Annotated in this window: 15 protein-coding genes; 9 read left to right on the top strand and 6 right to left on the bottom strand. The window is 72.9% G+C overall.

Features of this window, described 5'->3' with window-relative positions; translation table 11 throughout:
• Positions 1–235: 235 nt before the first annotated feature.
• On the bottom strand, positions 236–691 hold the full coding sequence (locus ACYVID_RS16100) for a type II toxin-antitoxin system PemK/MazF family toxin (protein ID WP_460738767.1): 456 nt from the start codon (positions 689–691) through the stop codon (positions 236–238).
• A 302-nt stretch (positions 692–993) separates the two neighbouring features.
• Here ACYVID_RS16100 and ACYVID_RS16095 point away from each other — a divergent pair, with 302 nt between their 5' ends.
• Positions 994–1,587, top strand: a complete 594-nt coding sequence (locus ACYVID_RS16095; RefSeq protein ID WP_460738765.1) for a hypothetical protein — start codon at positions 994–996, stop codon at positions 1,585–1,587.
• A 138-nt stretch (positions 1,588–1,725) separates the two neighbouring features.
• Here the strand turns inward: ACYVID_RS16095 and hrpA are convergent, their stop codons facing one another.
• Positions 1,726–5,622 (bottom strand): ATP-dependent RNA helicase HrpA, encoded by a 3,897-nt coding sequence (gene hrpA, locus ACYVID_RS16090; RefSeq protein WP_460738764.1) that lies wholly within the window; start codon positions 5,620–5,622, stop codon positions 1,726–1,728.
• A 94-nt stretch (positions 5,623–5,716) separates the two neighbouring features.
• On the opposite strand from hrpA, the gene ACYVID_RS16085 reads away from it, so the two are divergent.
• Together ACYVID_RS16085 and rocD are read left to right on the top strand one after the other, a co-directional pair.
• Positions 5,717–7,261 carry an FAD-dependent oxidoreductase gene (locus ACYVID_RS16085; RefSeq protein WP_460738762.1) on the top strand — a complete coding sequence of 515 codons (1,545 nt, stop codon included), beginning with the start codon at positions 5,717–5,719 and terminating at the stop codon, positions 7,259–7,261.
• A 278-nt stretch (positions 7,262–7,539) separates the two neighbouring features.
• Positions 7,540–8,787, top strand: a complete 1,248-nt coding sequence (gene rocD, locus ACYVID_RS16080; RefSeq protein WP_460738760.1) for an ornithine--oxo-acid transaminase — start codon at positions 7,540–7,542, stop codon at positions 8,785–8,787.
• A gap of 279 nt (positions 8,788–9,066) precedes the next feature.
• On the opposite strand, the gene ACYVID_RS16075 is transcribed toward rocD, so the two are convergent.
• Complete coding sequence (locus ACYVID_RS16075) at positions 9,067–9,678, bottom strand: TetR/AcrR family transcriptional regulator (protein ID WP_460738758.1); 612 nt, start codon at positions 9,676–9,678, stop codon at positions 9,067–9,069.
• Between the two features lie 49 nt (positions 9,679–9,727).
• Between ACYVID_RS16075 and ACYVID_RS16070 the strand changes: the two genes are divergently transcribed.
• From ACYVID_RS16070 to ACYVID_RS16055, 4 genes are all read left to right on the top strand, one after another.
• Positions 9,728–11,281, top strand: coding sequence for a flavin-containing monooxygenase (locus ACYVID_RS16070; protein WP_460738756.1), 1,554 nt, complete (start codon positions 9,728–9,730; stop codon positions 11,279–11,281).
• Positions 11,278–12,120 (top strand): SDR family NAD(P)-dependent oxidoreductase, encoded by an 843-nt coding sequence (locus ACYVID_RS16065; protein WP_460738754.1) that lies wholly within the window; start codon positions 11,278–11,280, stop codon positions 12,118–12,120. Before ACYVID_RS16070 ends, ACYVID_RS16065 begins: the two co-directional genes overlap by 4 nt.
• Before the next feature lie 32 nt (positions 12,121–12,152).
• Positions 12,153–12,707, top strand: coding sequence for a DUF402 domain-containing protein (locus ACYVID_RS16060; protein WP_460738752.1), 555 nt, complete (start codon positions 12,153–12,155; stop codon positions 12,705–12,707).
• 166 nt (positions 12,708–12,873) lie between these two features.
• A complete protein-coding gene (locus ACYVID_RS16055) occupies positions 12,874–13,980 on the top strand; it encodes a TerC family protein (protein WP_460738750.1) in 1,107 nt (368 codons plus the stop codon).
• Here the strand turns inward: ACYVID_RS16055 and ACYVID_RS16050 are convergent.
• Entirely contained in the window at positions 13,977–15,395 is a 1,419-nt protein-coding gene (locus tag ACYVID_RS16050; RefSeq protein WP_460738748.1) for a threonine/serine exporter family protein, read from the bottom strand. The two genes, ACYVID_RS16055 and ACYVID_RS16050, sit on opposite strands and share 4 nt — an antisense overlap.
• Before the next feature lie 107 nt (positions 15,396–15,502).
• On the opposite strand from ACYVID_RS16050, the gene ACYVID_RS16045 reads away from it, so the two are divergent.
• On the top strand, positions 15,503–16,630 hold the full coding sequence (locus tag ACYVID_RS16045) for a glutamate--cysteine ligase (protein WP_460738746.1): 1,128 nt from the start codon (positions 15,503–15,505) through the stop codon (positions 16,628–16,630).
• Between the two features lie 16 nt (positions 16,631–16,646).
• Here ACYVID_RS16045 and ACYVID_RS16040 read toward each other — a convergent pair whose 3' ends face one another.
• On the bottom strand, positions 16,647–17,042 hold the full coding sequence (locus ACYVID_RS16040; RefSeq protein WP_460738745.1) for a hypothetical protein: 396 nt from the start codon (positions 17,040–17,042) through the stop codon (positions 16,647–16,649).
• 320 nt (positions 17,043–17,362) lie between these two features.
• Here ACYVID_RS16040 and ACYVID_RS16035 point away from each other — a divergent pair, with 320 nt between their 5' ends.
• The gene (locus ACYVID_RS16035) at positions 17,363–18,766 is read left to right on the top strand and encodes a WS/DGAT/MGAT family O-acyltransferase (RefSeq protein WP_460738743.1); all 1,404 of its coding nucleotides are present in this window, start codon (positions 17,363–17,365) and stop codon (positions 18,764–18,766) included.
• A 14-nt stretch (positions 18,767–18,780) separates the two neighbouring features.
• Here ACYVID_RS16035 and ACYVID_RS16030 read toward each other — a convergent pair whose 3' ends face one another.
• Positions 18,781–19,944, bottom strand: a complete 1,164-nt coding sequence (locus ACYVID_RS16030) for a site-specific DNA-methyltransferase (protein WP_460738741.1) — start codon at positions 19,942–19,944, stop codon at positions 18,781–18,783.
• Positions 19,945–19,950 lie beyond the last annotated feature (6 nt).

Below are 19,950 nucleotides of genomic sequence, written 5' to 3'. Positions count from 1 at the left end.
GCGCGCCGCAAGCGGGCCCGTCCCCTCGGACTGCCCGTCGCCACCGCCGTCACCCTCACCTCACGCCTCCCCGGTCCCGGGTCGCACGACCCGCGCCGCCACCCTACTCAGTACGCACCGGGTCGCTGAGCCGGCGCCGACGTGCCGATCCTCACGGAGCCGGCGGGAACTCCGGTCCACCCGGCAGTCGACGGCCGCGGCCCGCAGGCGGGTGGGCAGGCTCGGGCAAGCAGGCTCAGGCGAGGTCGTGGAAGGCGCGCGCCCCGGCGACCACCCGCTCGAAGGTCGGCCGGTCCAGGGCGGCCCCCTCGCGGCGTACGTCGGCGGGCGCGAGGGTCAGCAGGCGGTCCAGCCGCACCTCGCTGGGCCGCCGCTCGCGGTCCCACCCCCCGGCGCCGACGTCCATCCAGTGCCGGCCGTGCCGGGCCTCGTCGTCCCGGTCGCGGTCGTGGTCGACGCTGGAGAGCATCAACCCGTAGAGCCGCTGCCGGTCGCGGGCGAGCAGCAGCACAGGGCGGTCCTTGCCCTGGCGCGGGTCGTCCTCGTAGGGCACCCACGCCCACACGACCTCGCCCGGGTCGGGCTTGCCGTCGGTGCGCGGGTTGTAGGTGACCCGCAGGCCGCGGGAGACCCGGAGGCGGGCTCGGCGCAGGGCCGTGCCCACGCGGTGGGAGCGAGGAACAGTGGCCATGGCGCCGACCCTAGACCTGGGGTCGTGGGTGACCGCCAGGGTGAGCCGGCCGGGGCCGTCCACGGCGTGGCGAGGCCGCGGGAGAGGTGGTGTGCACCGGACCGGGAGCGCCTCACGGCGCGTGGCCGCTCGTAGCGGCTGATGTTGGGACCCGGGGCTGCCGCGGCCCGGCGCACAAGTGCCCAGTCTAGGTCCCTCTGCCGCTCACACAAGCCGTCCCACACACCTCCGCCCCGGGTCGAGCGTGGAGTGCCGAGCCGGCGCCTCACGGGGGGCGGCAGCGGGCGGCGTACGGTGGTCGGGTGAGCCGTCCCCACCACCGACCGACCCAGAAGACCTCGGCGTTCTTCGACGCGGTCGAGGGTGGAGCCGACCCGGCGCTGGTCACCGAGGCCGGCGACCGCGCGGCCACGCTGCTCGTGCGCGGGTCCCGGGCGTCCGACGACGAGGGGGTCGCCGAGCGGGTGCTGCACCTGGCCGACACCGAGGGGATCGAGGCGATCGCCGAGCTGTGGGCCGGCGCCCCCGGGGACTCGCTGGCCGGCTGCCTGTGGCGGCTCTTCCTGCTGCGCCAGTGGGTGCACGCGGAGCCGGCGCGGATCGCCAGGGCGTACGAGGAAGGCCGCGCCCGCGCCCAGGTCGCCCGCGTCGTGGCCGGGGTCGCCGACCCGCCCGGGCCCGACCAGCTCAAGGCGATGGTCGACGAGGTGCTGCGCGGCATCGCGTCCGCGGACTTCGCCGACGTGCTGTTCCGTGCCTCGGCGTTCGCCCGGGTGGTCGCCGCCGGCAACGCCTCCACCCACGACGCCTCCGACGAGGACGTGGCCCGGCTGCTCACCCTCGCCGAACAGCTCGAGGCCGCCGGGCACGCCGAGCTCGCCGGCCGGCTGGCCTGAGTCGAGCTGGTCGAGCAGCCCGAGCGCCAGCGAGGGCGTCGTCGAGACCGCGCAAGGGACGCGTGGTCGGCGACCACGGCCAGGTGCGGCGGTCTCGACGACGGCTCGCTAGCGCTCGCCTGCTCGACCAACGAAGGGTCAGCCCGCCAGGACCTTGCGGATCCGCTGGTCGGAGACGGACTGGGCGGTGCCGAGCTGCTGGGCCCACAGCGAGATGCGGTACTCCTCCAGCAGCCAGCGGGCCTCGCGCAGCCGCTCCGGCAGCGGGCGGCCCTCGGGGAGGGCGGCGACCGCGTGCAGCCAGGAGTCCTGGAGGTCGCCGATGCGGTCCATCAGCTGTCGGTCGCGGCCGATCGAGCCGCCGCCCTCGAGCAGCTTCTCGCGCCGGTGGGCCAGGGCTGCGAGGTAGACGGTGAACCGTCGCAGCCGGGTCGGGCCGGCCTCCCCGATGAAGCCGCGGGCCACGAGCCGGCCGAGCTGGGCCCGCATGTCGGTGAGTGCGGGCAGCATCGCCATGTCGGCGCGGCCCGAGAGGTCCTTCTCGACACCGCGCCAGGCCGACAGCACCCGCACGACGTCGGCCAGCACGGCGCGCACCCGCGGTTCGAGGTCGGCACGCACGGTCGCCAGCAGGGCGTCGTACGCCGCCTGCGACCGCACCGCGGGCCGGGCGTCGACCGCCTCGACGACCACGGCCGTGCGGCAGTCCTCGAGCAGCTCGGCGACCGAGGGGTAGGGCGAGCCCGCCAGCCCGAGCTTCTCGGTGTTGGTCAGGCCGTCGACGACCCGCTTGACCGTCTGGTCGCCCGCGGCGTCGAGCCCGAGGAGCACCAGCCGCACCACGCCGAGCCGGTGCCGGGCGTCGCGCTCCTCCGCGGACCCGACCACCTCGAGGCCCACGGACGTGCCCTCGTCGACGAGCCCGGGGTAGGCAGTGACCTCGTGGCCGGCGCGGGTCTGGGTGATCGAGCCGGGCAGGTCGCCGAAGACCCACGTGGTCTCGCCGGTGCGGGCGAGCCCGGAGTCGGTGGCGACCTCGTCCATCGCCTGCTGGAACTGGCCCCGCAACGGGGCCTTGAGCGCCTCGAGGTCCTTGCCGCGGGCCTGCTCGCGACCCTGCTCGTCGACGACGCGGTACGTCGGGCGCAGGTGCTCGGGGACCTTGGACCAGTCCCAGGCCTCGCGCGGCACCACGACGCCGGTGGTGGAGCGGCACCACCGCTCGAGGGCGTCGAGCAGCGGTTCCTCGCCGACCGGGACCGAGCGCAGGAACTCCCGCGCCCGGTCGGGGGCCGGCACGAGGGAGACCCGCAGGTTCTTGGGCAGCGAGCGGATGAGGGAGGTGACCAGTTCCTCGCGCAGGCCGGGGACGTTCCAGGAGAAGTCGTCGGCGGCGACCCGGTTGAGGGTGGCGACCGGCACCTCGATGGTGAGGCCGTCGTCCTCGGCACCGGGCTCGAAGTGGTAGGCCAGGTTGAAGGTCAGGCCCTCGTCCTGCCAGACCTGCGGGAAGTCGGCCTCGGTGACCTCCTCGGCCGTGTCGTGGGTCAGCATCGCGAGGTCGAAGTCGAGGAGCCGGGGTCGCTTCTGCCGCTCGCGCTTCCACCACTGCTCGAAGTGCGCGCCGGAGACGACGTCGGCGCCGACCCGGGCGTCGTAGAAGTCGAAGAGGATGTCCTCGGAGACGACGATGTCGCGGCGCCGGGAGCGGTGCTCGAGCTCGGCGGCCTCGTCGAGGAGCCGCTTGTTGTGCTCGTAGAACTTCTGCCGCCCCGACTCCAGGGCGGCCCACTCCCCCTGCACCAGGGCGTGCCGGATGAAGAGCTCGCGGGCCAGGGCCCGGTCGACCTTGCCGTAGTTGACCAGCCGGTCGGCGACCAGCGGCACGCCGTACAGGGTCACCCGCTCGCGGGCCATGACAGCGGCCCGCTTGGTCGACCAGTGGGGCTCGGAGTACTGCCGCTTGACCAGGTCGCCGGCCAGCCGCTCGGCCCACTCCGGCTGGATCGCCGCGACCTGGCGGGCCCACAGGCGCGAGGTCTCCACCAGCTCCCCGGCCATCACGAAGGCCGGCTGCTTCCCCTTCAGGCCCGAGCCCGGGAAGATCGCGAACCGCGCGTTCCGGGCGCCGAGGTACTCCCGCGGGCCGGGCCGCTTGCCCTTGGCGCCCGGCGCCGGCTTCTCCTTCTCCTCCAGCGCACCGATGTGCGAGAGGAGCCCGGACAGCAGCGCCTGGTGGATGCCGTCGGCGTCGGGGGTGTCCGCGGGGACCCCGAGGTCGATGCCCATCTCCTTGCACACCTGTCGCAGCTGGGACTCGAAGTCCTGCCACTCGCGGATGCGCAGGTAGTTGAGGAACTCCCGCTTGCACATGCGGCGGAAGGCGCTCGAGGACAGCTCCCTCTGCTGGGCCCTCACGTAGCGCCAGAGGTTGAGCCAGGTGAGGAAGTCCGAGCCCTCGGCCTTGAACCGGGCGTGCTGCTGGTCGGCCTGCGGACGCTGCTCCGCCGGACGCTCACGGGGGTCCTGCAGCGAGAGCGCCGCCACGATCACGATGACCTCACGGACGCACCCGAGCCGCTCGGCCTCGAGGATCATCCGGCCCAGGCGCGGGTCGATGGGGAGACGGGCCAGCCGTCGGCCGACCTCGGTGAGGGAGTCCTTGCCGTCGCCACCGGGGCGCAGCGCCCCGAGCTCCTCGAGCAGCTGCAGGCCGGAGCTGACGTTGCGCCGGTCGGGTGGCTCGACGAAGGGGAAGCGCGCGAGGTCGCCGAGCCCGAGCGAGCGCATCTGCAGGATGACGCTGGCGAGGTTGGTGCGCAGGATCTCGGGGTCGGTGAACTCCGGCCGGCCGAGGAAGTCCTCCTCGGAGTAGAGCCGGATGGCGACACCGGGACCGAGGCGGCCGCAGCGGCCCGCGCGCTGGTTGGCCGAGGCCTGGCTGACCGGCTCCACCGGGAGGCGCTGGACCTTGGTGCGCAGGGAGTAGCGGCTGATCCGCGCGACGCCGCTGTCGACGACGTACCGGATGCCCGGCACCGTCAGCGAGGTCTCCGCGACGTTGGTGGCCAGCACGACGCGGCGCCCGGTGTGCGGGGAGAAGACGCGGTGCTGCTCGGCGGCGGAGAGCCGGGAGTAGAGCGGCACGACCTCGAGGCCACCGCCGGCGCCGCGGAAGGACGTCGCCGCCTCCTCGAGCGCGTCGGCGGTGTCGCGGATCTCCCGCTCGCCCGGCAGGAAGACCAGCACGTCGCCGGGGCCCTCGGCGGCGAGCTCGCGGACCGCCTCGACGACCGCCTCGGTCTGGTCGCGCTGGACGACCTCGCCCTCCTCGTCGTCCTCGGGCAGCTCCAGCAGCGGGCGGTAGCGGACCTCGACCGGGTAGGTCCGACCGCTGACCTCGATGACCGGCGCAGGGTTGCCGTCGCGGTCGGCGAAGTGCTCGGCGAAGCGCTGCACGTCGATGGTCGCGGAGGTGATGACGAGCTTGAGGTCGGGCCGGCGCGGCAGCAGCCGCTTGAGGTAGCCCAGGAGGAAGTCGATGTTGAGGGAGCGCTCGTGCGCCTCGTCGATGATGATCGTGTCGTAGCGCCACAGCATCCGGTCGCGCTGGAGCTCGGCCAGCAGGATGCCGTCGGTCATCAGCTTGACCCGGGTCTCGGCGGTGGTGCGGTCGGTGAAGCGCACCTGGTAGCCCACGACACCCTTCTCGCCCAGCGGCTGGTGCAGCTCCTCGGCGATCCGCTCCGCGACCGAGCGCGCGGCGATCCGGCGCGGCTGGGTGTGCCCGATCAGGCCGCCGCGCGGGCGACGCTTGCCGTCGCGGCCCTTGCGGTACGTCGTCGTGCCGCGCCCCAGCTCCAGGCAGATCTTCGGCAGCTGGGTCGTCTTCCCCGAGCCGGTCTCGCCCGCGACCACGACGACCTGGTGGTCGCGGATCGCCTCGGCGATGTCGTCACGTCGCTGGCTGACCGGGAGGTCGGCGGGGTAGGTGATCTCGAGCGACGCCTGCTCCGCCGTGCCTGCTGGGTCCATGACCGGCCCATCCTCTCAAGGCGACCACCACCCCGACGAACCGATTCCCCCCGACCCCTTGATAGAACACGTTCCACCCGCCAGAGTCCGGGGCGTGAGCGAGCAGATCGAGCCGTACGACGTCGTGGTGGTCGGGTCCGGCGGGGGCGCGATGACCGGCGCCCTGCTGGCCCAGCGGGCCGGGCTGCGCACGGTCGTGCTGGAGAAGACCGACCTCGTCGGAGGCACCTCGGCGTACTCCGGCGGCGCCTGCTGGCTGCCCGGGTCCACCGTGCAGCAGAGGGCGGGGATCGCCGACTCGACCGAGGGTGCCCGCGACTACCTCGCGGCGGTGCTCGCGCCGGTCGACGGCTGGGCCCCCGACCAGGCCAAGGTGGAGACCTTCCTGGCCCACGCCCCGGTCGTGGTGGCCGAGCTGGAGGCGGCCGGCATCGACTTCGAGTGGCTGCCCTTCCCGGAGTACTACGACGCGCCCGGCCGCTGCCCGATGGGCCGCTCGATCCAGCCCACCGCGGTCAAGCGCGCCGACCTGGCACCCGAGGTCGCGGCGCTGGTGCGGCCGCCGGTCGAGCGCGACCGCGTGGGCGGCCCGGGACGCGGCACGCTCAGCGGGGGCCAGGCGCTCATCGCGCGGCTGCTGGCGGCGTACGTCGAGGCGGGCGGGACGGTGCTGACCGGCCACTGCGTCCGCGACCTGATGACCGAGACCGACGCGACCCTCGGCGACCACGTGGTCGGGGTGTGGGCGACGACCGGCGCAGGCCCGGTGGAGGTGCGCGCCCGGCGCGGGGTGCTGCTGGCCAGCGGCGGCTTCGAGGGCAGTGCCTCGCGGCGACAGTCGCACGGCACGCCCGGTCGTGCGGAGTGGACGATGGCCCCCCGCGGCACCAACACCGGCGAGCCGATCGGCGCGGCGATCAACGCCGGCGCCGCCGTCGACTGGACCGGGCTCGGCTGGTTCTGCCCCGGGCTGGAGCACCCGGACGGTGCCGGCTCCTTCACCCTGGGCTTCCGCAGCGGGGTGATGGTCGACGCGCACGGGCGGCGCTACGCCAACGAGGCCCTGCCCTACGACCGGTTCGGCCGCGAGATGGCGGCTGACCCGGCGCGGGTCCCGTCGTGGTTCGTCTTCGACTCGCGCGAGGGCGGACGGCTGCCCGCGATCGCGATGCCCGAGGGCGACCCGGCGGACCACCTCGCCGCCGGCACCTGGGTGCAGGCCGACTCGGTCGCCGAGCTGGCCCAGCGCATCGGCGTCCCTGCCGAGGCACTGACCGCGACCGTCGAGCGCTACAACGGCTTCTGCGCCACCGGCGTGGACGAGGACTTCGGCCGCGGCGCCGACGAGTACGACACCTTCTTCACCTACGGCGAGGGGCCCAACAAGGCCCTCACGCCGGTCGACACCGGGCCCTTCTACGCGGCCCGCTTCGTGCTCTCCGACCTCGGCACCAAGGGCGGCGTCGTCACCGACGCCCACGGCCGCGCCCTGCGGCCCGACGGCAGCGCGCTGCCCGGCCTGTACGCCGTCGGCAACACCGCGGCCCCGATGACCGGCCCCTACTACCCCGGCCCGGGCGCTCCGCTCGGCACGGCGATGGTCTTCGCGTCGCTGGCCGTGCGGGACCTGGTCGGCTGAGGCGATGGGCCCTGTGTGGCGTCCCGGTTCAAGCAGGTTGAACCGGAACGCCACACAGAGGCACCTGTGTCAGCGCATCGCCGTGACCGGGTCCGCACCGTGGAGGACTTCCGGCGATCCGGCCGATCTCCCGGACAGGTGTCCGGCTCGTCGATTCGGACGCCGCAGGATCCGGGTGCGAACCTTGGTTTTCCGCTCCGACTCTGTTCTCGTGGGGTCCGAGCACGTCCGAGGAGGCTGACCCGTCCGGGCGGCGCCGACGAGCCGAGGAGGCGAGCATGACCACCACCGCAGCGAACCCCGCCGCGACCCCGCAGGAGACCGCACGGTCCACCGAGCTCTTCCAGCGCGCCGAGGCCCGCACCGCTCGCAACTACAAGCCGCTGCCGGTCGTCATCGAGCACGCCGAGGGCGCCTGGATGACCGACGTCGACGGCACCCGCTTCCTCGACCTCCTGGCGGGCTACTCCGCGCTCAACTTCGGCCACGGCCACCCGGGCCTGCTGCGCGTCGCGCACGAGCAGCTGGACAAGCTCACCCTGACCAGCCGCGCCTTCGTGCACGACCAGTTCGCCGACTTCTGCGCCGAGCTGGGCGACCTGTGCGGCAAGGAGCTCGTGCTGCCGATGAACACCGGCGCCGAGGCCGTCGAGACCGCCATCAAGGTCATGCGCAAGTGGGGCTACGAGGTCAAGGGCGTGGCTCCCGGCCAGGCCGAGATCATCGTCGCCTCCGGCAACTTCCACGGTCGCACCACCACGATCGTCGGCTTCTCCGACGACCCCGACGCCCGCAACAGCTTCGGCCCGTTCGCGCCCGGGTTCGTCATGGTCCCCTACGGCGACCTCGAGGCCGTCGAGGCGGCCATCGGCCCGAACACCGTGGGTGTGCTGATGGAGCCGATCCAGGGCGAGGGCGGCGTGGTCATCCCGCCGGACGGCTTCTGGAAGGGCCTGCGCGAGCTGACCCGCCGCGAGAACGTGCTCATGGCCGCCGACGAGATCCAGGCCGGCCTGGGCCGCACCGGCAAGACCTTCGCCAGCGACCACGAGGGCGTCGTCCCCGACCTCTACGTCCTGGGCAAGGCGCTCGGCGCGGGCATCGTCCCCGTCTCGGCCGTCGTCGCCGACCGCGACGTCCTCGGCGTCCTGCGCCCGGGCCAGCACGGCTCGACCTTCGGCGGCAACCCGCTGGCCTGCGCCGTCGGCCTCGAGGTGGTGCGGATGCTCGCCACGGGTGAGCACCAGGCCCGCGCCGCCGAGCTCGGCGAGCTGATGCGCGAGCGGCTCGAGGCCCTCGTGGGTCACGGGGTGCTCGCCGTGCGCGTGCGCGGCCTGTGGGCCGGCGTCGACATCGACCCCGCCGTCGGCACCGGTCGCGAGGTCTGCGAGCGGCTCATGGCCCGCGGCGTCCTGGCCAAGGACACCCACGGTTCCACGATCCGGCTCGCCCCGCCGCTGGTCATCAGCGCCGAGGACCTCGCCTGGGGCCTGGACCAGCTGGCCGAGGTCGTCCGCGGCGACTGACCGCGGTCGCCCCACCTGGCACCCACGAGGGGGCGCCGTCCGACCACCGGACGGCGCCCCCTCGTCGTACGCCGTCAGCGACCGTTCGGGGTCAGGGGCCGCCACCGCCTTGGCCGGCCTCCGGGGTCGGCCTAATCTCGGGTCTTGGGGAGCGTGGGCAACCACTGGGTCCCCCGGGACGGGTCCGCTGCGCCGGGGTCCTGAGACTCCCCCGGCCGCCGGCGGCCCGTCCCACCCGCCCGTGCCGCACTGCCTCCCGCACCGGTCGTCGCGGACCGGTCAGTCCTGCGGCGGCAGCACCCCGACCAGCGCGGGCAGCGACATCACGAGCACGTCGAGGACCTCCTCGCGGGTGACGCCCGCCGGGTCGGCCTTCCAGCCGAGCACGACCTCCTCGGCGAAGGCGGCCCACGCCTTGACCAGCAGCCGGGTCTGCGGGGTCTCCCTGATGATCTGGCCCTGCGCGTCCTCGCGGAAGACGCGGTCGGTCAGCGCGGCGCGTGCCTCGTCGTAGATCTCCCGCAGGGTGTCGTTGCCGCCCTGGGCGGCCTTGACCAACGACAGGTAGCCCGCGTGGTTGGCGTCGACGTAGTCGAGGTAGGCGCTCATCGAGACCAGCAACCGGTGCAGCGGCTCCCCCTCGACCGGCGGGGCGGTCTGGGCGATCAGGTCGTCGGCCGCCCGCCGCACGACCGCCTCGTGGAAGGCCTGCTTGGAGCCGAAGTAGTGGTAGAGCAGCCCACGCGAGATGCCGGCCTCCTCGGCCAGCAGGTCGATGCTCAGCTCGTCCAAGGACCGGCTCGAGAGCAGCCGAACCCCCAGGTCGAGCAGCTGGGAGCGGCGCTCCTCGGGGCTGAGCCGGGTGCGGGTGCTCGCTGTGCGGGTGGTCACGTCGGGCAGTCTATTGACACTTTTTCAATAACGCCACTACCGTCGGCGCATGAGCACTCCCGCCACCCACCGCGTGGTCGACCACCTCGTGATCGGCTCCGGCTTCGCCGGCCTGGCCGCCGCCATCAAGCTCGACGAGGACGGCGAGCGCGACCTGGTCGTCATCGAGAAGGGCTCCGACGTCGGCGGCACCTGGCGCGACAACACCTACCCCGGTGCCGCGTGCGACGTGCCGAGCCAGCTCTACTCCTTCTCCTTCGCCCCGAACCCCGATTGGTCGATGTCGTTCTCGCGCCAGCCGGAGATCCACGCCTACCTCAAGCGCGTGGCCCGCGAGTCCGGGGTCCTGGACCGATTCGTCTTCGACACCCGCGTCGTCGCCGCCGCCTGGGACGAGCAGTCCCAGCGCTGGCTGGTCGAGACCGAGGGCCCCACCGGCTCGACGACGTACGCCGCCCGCACGCTGCTCTCGGGCGCCGGCGGCCTCTCCGAGCCCAAGCTCCCCGAGATCGAGGGCATCGAGACCTTCCAGGGCGAGGTCTTCCACTCCGCGCAGTGGGACCACTCCGTGGACCTGACCGGCAAGCGGGTGGCCGTCATCGGCACCGGTGCCTCGGCGATCCAGATCGTCCCCGAGCTGCAGAAGATCGTGGGCCACCTGGACCTCTACCAGCGCACCGCGCCCTACGTGCTCCCCCGCCACGACCGGACCTACTCCGCGCTCGAGAAGGCCGCGCTGCGGCACGTGCCCGGCCTGCAGAAGCTCTACCGCACGGCGATCTACTGGGGCCGCGAGACCTACGTCCCCGCCTTCACCCTGCAGCCCACGATCGCCGCGCCCGCCAAGGCGGCGGCCCTGGGCAACCTGCGTAAGGCCGTCAAGGACCCGGTGCTGCGCGAGAAGCTCACGCCGACCTTCGAGATCGGCTGCAAGCGCATCCTCATCTCCAACGGCTACTACCCCGCCGTCGCCTCCGACAACGTCGAGCTGGTCACCGACCGGATCGCCAAGATCACCGGCAGCGGCATCGTGACGGCCGACGGCACCGAGCGCGAGATCGACGCCCTGGTCGTCGCGACGGGCTTCCACACCACTGACATCCCGATCGCCCACCAGATCACCGGTCGCACGGGCCGCACCCTGGCCGAGCGCTTCGCCGAGCACGGGATGGCGGGCTACAAGGGCACGACCATCCCGGAGTTCCCCAACCTGTTCATGATGGTCGGCCCCAACACCGGGCTGGGCCACTCCAGCATGGTCTTCATCATCGAATCTCAGGTCGCCTACATCCGCGACGCGATCCGCACCATGCGCACCCACCGGCTCGCCACCGTCGAGCCCCGCGAGGACGTCACGGCCCAGTTCAACGCCGGTCTCCAGCAGCGGATGAAGCGCACCGTGTGGACCACCGGCGGCTGCGCGTCGTGGTACCTCGACTCCGAGGGCCGCAACACCACGCTGTGGCCGCGCACCACCTTCACCTTCCGTCGGCTGCTGTCGCGCTTCGACCTCGCCGCCTACACCGTCACCGGGGAGACCTCCCCGGCCGACCCCGCTCCCACCACCGGCACCACCGGCAACCGAGAGGCCGTGAACGCATGAAGAACCTGTCCGACAAGGTCGTCGTCATCACCGGGGCGGGCTCCGGCATCGGCCGTGCCCTGGCACTGAACCTGGCCCGCAAGGGCTCCCTGCTCGCCCTCTCCGACGTCGACGAGGCCGGTCTTGCCGAGACCGTCGACCTCGTGAAGGGCGCGGGCGCGCGCGAGGTGCGCTCGGACCGGCTCGACGTCGCCGACCGCGACGCCTTCGAGGCCTACGCCGAGGCGGTGGTCGGGCAGTTCGGCCGGGTCAACGTGGTCATCAACAACGCCGGTGTCGCCCTGGCCGGTGACCTGGTCGACCTGGAGTACTCCGACATCGACTGGATCATGGGGATCAACCTGGGCGGCGTCCTCACCGGCACCAAGGCGTTCCTGCCCCACCTCATCGCCTCCGGCGAAGGTCACGTCGTCAACATCTCCTCGCTCTTCGGCCTGGTCTCCATGCCCGGCCAGTCGATCTACAACGCGACGAAGTACGCCGTGCGCGGCCTCTCCGAGGCGCTGCGCGAGGAGATGCTCATCGCGGGCCACCCCGTGGGCGTGACCGTCGTGCACCCCGGCGGCATCAAGACCGCCATCGCCCGCAACTCCCGCGTCTCGGCCAAGGAGGACAAGTCCAAGACCGCCGAGCTCTTCGACAAGAAGCTCGCGCGGATGACCCCGGACCGGGCCGCCGAGATCATCGTCGCCGGCATCGAGAAGGACCAGGCGCGCGTGCTGGTCGGCATCGACGCCCACGCGCTGCACTGGTTCGCCAAGCTCACCGGCTCGCGCTACCAGGACGTCGTCGCCAAGGTGTCCAAGAAGGTCATGCCGCCGAAGACGCAGCTGGTCTGAGCAGCTCCCCCCACCGCGTAGGGTCCCCGGGCATGGAACTCGGGGACCCTCTGCACGTCCGCATGTCGAAGTGGGGCGAGCGGCCGCACTGGCAGTACGCTGGCCTGTGGCTCGGCTCCGACGAGCTGGGTGACTGGGTGGGCGCGACCGCCGGCACCCACCACCACCGCCCCGGCCTGGAGTTCCACTCCGACGTCGACACCGTCACGCTCTTCCCCCGCGAGCGCTGGTGGGCCGCGACCTTCCACGCCCCCGGCATCTGGTGCACGACGTACGTCGACATGACCACTCCTCCGGTCCTCGGACGGGGCCCCGACGGGGTGGAGGTGCGCTGCGTCGACCTCGACCTCGACGTCATCCGGCACAGCCCCGAGCACGGCGGCGACTGGTTCGTCGACGACGAGGACGAGTTCGCCGAGCACCAGGTCGCCTACGGCTACCCGCCCGAGGTCGTCGCGGCCGCCGAGGCCGCCCGCGACGAGGTGTGGGGCGCGGCTCACGCCGGGACCGGCGCCTTCGACGGTCGCGCGCACTCGTGGCTGGCCCGACTGGACCAGTGGTCCCCCCCGGGTCCATCCGTAACTTGAGTGATCCTGTCGACTGAGGCATCATGCTCCTCGTCCGGGCGTGCCCGGACCGAGGGGGAGTACCCACCACCGACGTCCCGTCACCTACGAGCCGCCCGGCTCCGGGGCCCGGGGGCCACCAGGCCCGGGGAGACCCTCGTTTCATCTCGATGAGACGAGGTTCTTGATGGATGTCCCCCTCTGGGCGTGGTTCGCCGTCCTCGGCGTGATCGTCGCCATGCTCGCACTCGACCTGTTCATGCACCGCGACGCGCACGCGATCAGCGTGCGGGAGGCCGCCACCTGGTCGGCCGTGTGGGTCGCCTTCGGGGTCGCCTTCGGCGGCGTCATCTGGTGGCAGTACGGCGGTGAGTTCGGTCAGCAGTACTTCGCCGGCTACCTCATCGAGAAGTCCCTGGCCGTCGACAACGTCTTCGTCTGGGCGATCATCTTCACCTTCTTCGCCGTACCCCGGGAGTACCAGCACCGGGTGCTGTTCTACGGCGTGGTCGGCGCCCTGGTCTTCCGCGGGATCTTCATCGCCGGCGGCGCGGCGCTGATCGAGAACTTCGCCTGGATCCTCTACGTCTTCGCCGCCTTCCTGCTGGTGACCGGCTACAAGATGCTCCGCCAGCGCGACAGCCACATCGACCCGTCGAAGTCGAAGGTGCTGGCGCTCTTCCGCCGGAGCATCCCGATGGTCGAGGAGTACCGCGGCCAGCGCTTCTTCGTCCGCCACAACGGGCTGCTCGTCGCCACGCCGCTGCTCGCGGTGCTGGTGCTGGTCGAGGTGACCGACGTCATCTTCGCCGTCGACTCGATCCCCGCGATCTTCGCCGTGACCGACGAGGTCTTCCTCGTCTTCACCGCCAACGCCTTCGCGATCCTGGGCCTGCGCGCGATGTACTTCCTGCTCGCCGACCTGGTCCACCGCTTCGTCTACCTCAAGGTCGGCCTGGCCCTGGTCCTCATGTGGGTCGGTGTGAAGATGCTGCTCAAGATCGACGTCTACTACGTCCCGACGACGATCTCGTTGGCGGTCATCTCCACGATCATCGCCGTCTCGATCGCCGCCAGCCTGCGGGCCACCCGCGGGCAGGAGCGGCACGCCGTCGAGGTCGGCGGGGCCATCCCGTTCCGGGTGCGCGACGAGCACGGTGGCGTGCTGGCCGGCCACGAGCACGAGTACGGCGAGGACACCCCCGCCCGGATCGTCGGCGGTACCGCCCGTCAGCGGGCCCGGCGCGGGTTGGAGGTCGAGGTCCCCGAGGACTCGATGTCCGGGCGGGGCTAGCCCCGGCCCTCGCTCCCCTGCCGGGTGCGACCGCGCCGACGCCGTGTCCCCGCCGGGTCCTCGGACCCGGCGGGGACCGGTGTGTTCCGGCGTCGTCGCCACCGGTCGCGGCGCTCGGAGTGGTCCACCGGGCCGACCAGGCGCGGACCGGTGAGCCGGGACTCGAGCCGGGCCGCCTCCCGCTTGAGCGGCTGGGCGACGTACTCCCCGAGGATCACGCCCGAGGCCAGCGCGATCGCCACCGAGACCGCCGCCGACATGGCGAGCAGGCCCTCGGGCACCGAGGAGCCGCCCTCCCCCAGCAGGGTCAGGCCGCGATAGATCGAGAGGCCCGGGAGCATCGGCACGATCGCCGAGACCACCACGACCAGCGGTGGGACCCGCATCCGCCCGGCGATGGCGAAGCTCACCAGACCGACGAAGAACGCAGCGACGGCCACCCCCCAGGCGCGGCCCATGCCGGCCTCCTGCAGGACCCCGCTGATGGCGATGGCCGTCCCTGCGACCAGTGCGATCGGGCCGAGGATCCGCTTGGGGGCGTAGGAGGCGTAGGCGAAGGCGGCCGCCGCGATGGCTGACCCCAGGGCCAGCACGCCGAGCCCCTGGAGGGAGTACTGCCCCGGTTGCAGCCGCGGGATCTCCAGGCCCAGGACCCGGCCGATCGACAGTCCCCCGGACACGCCGGCGATGATGCCGGCCGTCGCCAGGAACGCCTCGGTCAGGCGGGCGGTCGCCGTGACGTAGAACCCGGTCAGCGCGTCCTGGAGCGCACCCATGAAGCCGATGCCCGCCAGCAGCATGATGATGTTGGCGGTCACGACCTGCGAGACATCCACGCTGACCGGCGTCGCCCCCACGCCCAACGCGATGAGCGTTGCGACTCCCCCGCCGACGACCTGCTGGTAGAAGCTCGGCATCCGGCGGCGAGCCATCCGCAGTTGGAGCCGGTCGATGCTCACGGCGGCCAGGGCGGCCAGCCCGACCACGACCCCGTCGCCGCCGAGCTGGAGACCCACGCCCGAGCACATGACGCCCCAGCCGAGGGTCACCGCCCAGCGCGCCCGCGGGTGGCCGGTGGAGGTGATCCGGCCCAGCTCGGTGCGCGCGGCGCGGAGGTCCAGGTCGCCGCGCAGCACGTCGCGGACGAGGTGGTCGACGCGGGTGAGGTCCTCGTAGTCGATCACCCGCTGCTTGACCTGCCGGGTGCTGACGACGGGGAGGTCGTCGGGGGTGTCCTGGTAGGTCATCGACAGGGACGTGAAGGTGAGGTCGGTCTGCGCACCGCGCAGGCCGAGGGCAAAGGACAGCGACTGCATCGTCGCGGTCACGTCGGCGGCGCCGGCTCCGCTGGAGAGCAGCAGCTCGCCGACGCGCAGGCACAGGTCCAGGCCCAGGTTCACCTCGCGCGCATCCACCCGCCGATCGTGTCAGGGTCCGCCGCGACGCCCCAAGCCGCCGGCCGGGGCCCCGGCACGTGAGCCTGGACACGCGGTGGGGGGTCGCGGTGTGGAACGCTGGGCGGGTGCGGATCGACTTCCGGGGCTCCCCCGACCCCACCCTGGGCGTCGAGTGGGAGCTCGGCCTGGTCGACCGCCGCTCGCGCGACCTGCGCAACGACGCCGACGAGCTCTTCGCGGCCGCCGCGGGCCGGCTGCCCGACCCGGCGAAGCTGCACAAGGAGCTGCTGCGCAACACCGTCGAGGCCGTCACCGGGGTCTGCCGCACGGTCGCGGAGGCGATGGGGGACCTGCGCGCCACCGTCGAGGCCGTCGTCCCGGTCGCCGACGGGCTCGACCTGGACCTCTACGGCGCCGGCACCCACCCCTTCGCCTCCTGGACCACCCAGCAGCTGACCGAGGGCCATCGCTACGCCGAGCTGATCAACCGCACCCAGTGGTGGGGGCGGCAGATGCTCATCTGGGGCGTCCACGTGCACGTCGGCCTCCCCGAGCGCGACCGGGTCATGCCGGTGCTCTCGGCGCTGCTCACCTACTACCCCCACCTCCAGGCGCTGTCGGCCTCCTCGCCGATCTGGGCGGGCACCGACACCGGCTACGCCTCCAACCGGGCGCTGATGTTCCAGCAGCTGCCCACGGCCGGGCTGCCCTTCCAGTTCCAGACCTGGGCGGAGTTCGAGTCCTTCGCCCAGGACCAGCTGACGACCGGCGTCATCGACGAGCTGAGCGAGATCCGCTGGGACGTCCGCCCCGCACCCCACCTCGGCACCCTGGAGAACCGGGTCTGCGACGGGGTCTCCAACCTCACCGAGCTCGCCGCCCTCACCGCGCTGTGCCACTGCCTGGTCGTCGACCTCGACGAGCGGGTCGCGCGCGGGGAGCGGCTCGCCGTCCTGCCCCCGTGGCACGTGCAGGAGAACAAGTGGCGGGCGGCTCGCTACGGCCTGGACGCCATCGTCATCCTCGACGCCGACTCCAGCGAGCGCCTGGTCACCGACGACCTGGTCGACCTGGTCGCGCGGCTCGCCCCGGTCGCCGAGCGCCTCGGGTGTGCCGAGGAGCTGCAGGGGGTCCTGGCGCTCGTGGAGCGTGGGGCCTCCTACCAGCGCCAGCGGGCGGTGGCCGAGCGGACGAGCGGCGACCTGGTCGCCGTGGTCGACTCGGTGGTCCAGGAGCTGCGCGACTCGCTCTGAGCCCGGACGCCTCGGGTCAGCTGCGGCGGGCGAACTTGATGGCGCGCTTGGTGTCGACCAGGTCGCGGTACCACGTCTTCACCTCGACCCGGCAGCGGATCCGGCCGACCTTCGCGGTGTACTCCTGGCACTCCGCGAGCGCCTCGGAGTCGGTCGGCGGGAACGCCGAGGAGCCGTCGTAGTACTCGATGCCGAAGCCCTCGGAGGCGTTGCCGGTGACCTTGACGATCGTCGTGGGCGCCGGAGCCTTGGCGTCGGGAGCGGCCCCGCCCGAGGCCGCGGTCACGAGCACGGCGACCAGGGCGGCGGACACGGCGAGGCCGGCCCGGCCCACGAGCGAGCGACGGCGGGCGGGGTCGCCGGCGGGGGTGTGGGCGGGGTGCTGGACGGGGGTGTGGGTCGTGCGGGTCATGGAGGTCTCCCGAGGTCACCGGCGCCGGCTGTTCCGACGCGCTGCGAGGGACACGCTGGCAGCGCGAGGGCACCCGCGCGGCCCGGCGTACGACGGGTTGGGGACGAGCCCTGCGAGGTCCGGCCTGTGGACGACTGGCGGCGCGTGGCCGCGATGCGGGAGGCTCGGTCCCGCTCACCCCTCCGGGTGACCTTGTGACGGGCATCACCACGGAGGCAGGATCACGACCCACCCCTCGCGGGCAGCACGTCCACATCGGACCGGCACGCCAGCGAGCAGCACCCGCTCCACCCCCGGCTCCACCCAGCGAAAGGCACCTCGTGGTCTCCGTCATCGACCCTCCCTCCGCCGCGTTCCTCCTCTCGGAGAACCGCTCGATGCCGATGCACGTGGGTGGCCTGCAGCTGTTCGAGAAGCCCGAGGGCGCGGGTCCGGACTACATCCGCGAGATGTTCGAGGCGATGCGCAACGAGGAGGAGATCTCGCCGCTGTTCCTCAAGCACCCCCACCGCTCGGCGAAGACCGCAGCCCAGCTGGTGTGGCGCCCCGACCAGCAGTTCGACATCGAGCACCACGTGCGGCACAGCGCGCTGCCGCAGCCGGGGCGCTACCGCGAGCTGTTCGAGCTGTGCTCCCGCCTGCACTCGACCCGCCTGGCGTGGGAGCGCCCGCTCTGGGAGGCCCACGTCATCGAGGGCCTGGCCGACGGCAAGGTCGCGATGTACACCAAGATCCACCACGCCCTCGTCGACGGCGTCTCGGCGATGCGGCTCATGCAGAGCGTGCTGTCGACCGACCCCGACGAGCGCGACATGGGCGCCCCCTGGGCCAAGCAGTCGCGGCCGCGCCGCAAGCCCGCCGAGGACGGCGGCGGCAGCCTCCCCGAGGTCCCGGCGGCGGCCCTGCGCACCGCCCTCGGCATCGCCTCCGAGGCCGCCGGCATGCCCGGGGCCCTGGTGCGCACCCTGTCCAAGGGCGTGCGCAACCAGACCTCCGCGGTCTCCTTCCACACCCCGCGCACGATCTTCAACCAGTCCATCACCGGCGCCCGGCGCTTCGCCGCCGACGACTGGCCGATCGAGCGGCTCAAGGCGATCGCCAAGGCCTCGGGCACCACGCTCAACGACGTCGTGCTCGCCATGTGCGCCGGCGCGATGCGCACCTACCTCCTCGAGCTCGACGCGCTCCCCGAGGACCCGATGGTGGCGATGGTGCCGGTGGGCCTCAACGCCAAGCAGTCGCAGGTGGCCTCCGGCGACGGCGGCAACGCGGTCGGCTCGATCATGGTCCAGCTCGCCACGCACGTCGCGGACCCGGCGCAGCGCCTGGACCGGATCCACCTGTCGATGCGCGACGGCAAGGAGGCGCTGTCGTCGATGACCCAGACGCAGATCCTCGCGATGAGCGCGCTCGGCCAGGCGCCGATGATCCTCGCGCCGCTGCTGCGGATGGAGGGCATCGTGCGCCCGCCGTACAACCTGATCATCAGCAACGTGCCCGGCCCGCGCACGACCCACTACTGGAACGGCGCCCGGCTCACCGGCACCTACCCGCTGTCGATCCCGATCAACGGCATGGCGCTCAACATCACCTGCACCTCCTACGACGGCCAGCTGGGTTTCGGGCTCACCGGGTGCCGGCGCACGGTGCCGCACCTGCAGCGCCTCCTCGGCTTCCTCGACGACGAGGTGGCCAACCTCGAGGAGGCGGTCGGGGTCGCCTGACCCGGCGAGCGGGCTCAGCCGACCCGTTCCTCCAGCCCTCCGCCGTACGCCGCCGCGACGGCGCGGAGCCGGGCGCGGGTGACGTCGGCGACCGTGGCCAGGCCCGCGGCCGCGGCGGGCGAGCCGGGCGGGACCGGCTCGGGCAGGTTGATCGAGGTGCACGTGCGGCGCCCGCCGTCCTCGCTGTTGAGCAGGGCGACGGCGTGCCCGGTGGTGCCGCTGCCGGCGTACGGGTCGATCACGCGCGCGTCGTCGGGGAACGTGCCGAGCACCCGGCGCAGCAGTCCGGTGGGCTTGGGCGAGGCGAAGACCGGGCCGACGAGCGCCTTGAGCTCGGCCACCGCGGTGTCGGTGGAGCCGACCTCCTCGGACAACCAGACGGTGCGCAGCTTCTTGCGCCGACCCTCGTGCAGCCAGTCGCGCTGGTAGACGTCGACCCGCTCACCGCGCCGGCCCTGGACGACGCGGCAGACCAGGTCGTGAGGACGCTCCTCGACCCGCGGGGGGCTCCAGCGCCACACGGCGGGCGAGCCGTCCCCGAAGACCGGCACGACCTCGAGCGCTGGCCCCTGCTCCCCGTCGAAGGGGGTGGTGCGGACCCGGCCGGTCGCGGGGTCGCCCCACAGCGGGTAGTGCAGGGTCCGCGCGGTGGTGGGGTTGAACTTCTTGTTGGTGTTGCGCAGCGGCAGCAGCCGGTAGCGCCGGCCGCTCGCCTCGTCGCGGTGCGGGAAGTCCGCGGGGTCGACGGTCTCGCTCGTGGAGGCGTCCAGCGCGCACGAGGCGCGTGCGACGGCGTACACGAGGAGGTACTCGTGGCTGGTGGCGAACCCGGGTCCGAGCTGGCGGCCCTTGGGGTTGAGGTTGACCACCACCTGCGCAAGGAACTGCTCCTCCCCCATCACCTCGTCCAGCAGCAGCCGGGTGCGCGCGACCTCGTGGTCGTCGATGCTCACGAAGACCGCACCGGTCGGCTCCAGCAGCGCCCGCACCGCCTCCAGCCGCGGTCGCAGCTGCTCGACCCACGCCTCGTGGGCCAGCGCGCGGTCGGCGTAGGTCAGCGAGCTCCCGGTGTTGTACGGCGGGTCGAGGTAGGCCAGGTCGAAGCGCGCGCCCTCCGCGGCCAGCCGACCGAGCACCGCGAGGTTGTCCCCCTCGAGGAGGGTGTTCCACGCGCCCACCCCGCG

The organism is Nocardioides ginkgobilobae (assembly GCF_054781275.1).
The sequence above is the reverse complement of the archived record's forward strand: the minus strand, read 5'-3'. Positions and strand labels throughout refer to the sequence as shown.

Excerpts from the sequence above, each read along its gene's own strand:
- ACYVID_RS16100 (WP_460738767.1), bottom strand. The coding sequence starts at position 691 with ATGGCCACTGTTCCTCGCTCCCACCGCGTGGGCACGGCCCTGCGCCGA.
- hrpA (WP_460738764.1), bottom strand. The coding sequence starts at position 5,622 with ATGGACCCAGCAGGCACGGCGGAGCAGGCGTCGCTCGAGATCACCTAC.
- rocD (WP_460738760.1), top strand. The coding sequence starts at position 7,540 with ATGACCACCACCGCAGCGAACCCCGCCGCGACCCCGCAGGAGACCGCA.
- ACYVID_RS16070 (WP_460738756.1), top strand. The coding sequence starts at position 9,728 with ATGAGCACTCCCGCCACCCACCGCGTGGTCGACCACCTCGTGATCGGC.
- ACYVID_RS16065 (WP_460738754.1), top strand. The coding sequence starts at position 11,278 with ATGAAGAACCTGTCCGACAAGGTCGTCGTCATCACCGGGGCGGGCTCC.
- ACYVID_RS16060 (WP_460738752.1), top strand. The coding sequence starts at position 12,153 with ATGGAACTCGGGGACCCTCTGCACGTCCGCATGTCGAAGTGGGGCGAG.
- ACYVID_RS16055 (WP_460738750.1), top strand. The coding sequence starts at position 12,874 with ATGGATGTCCCCCTCTGGGCGTGGTTCGCCGTCCTCGGCGTGATCGTC.
- ACYVID_RS16040 (WP_460738745.1), bottom strand. The coding sequence starts at position 17,042 with ATGACCCGCACGACCCACACCCCCGTCCAGCACCCCGCCCACACCCCC.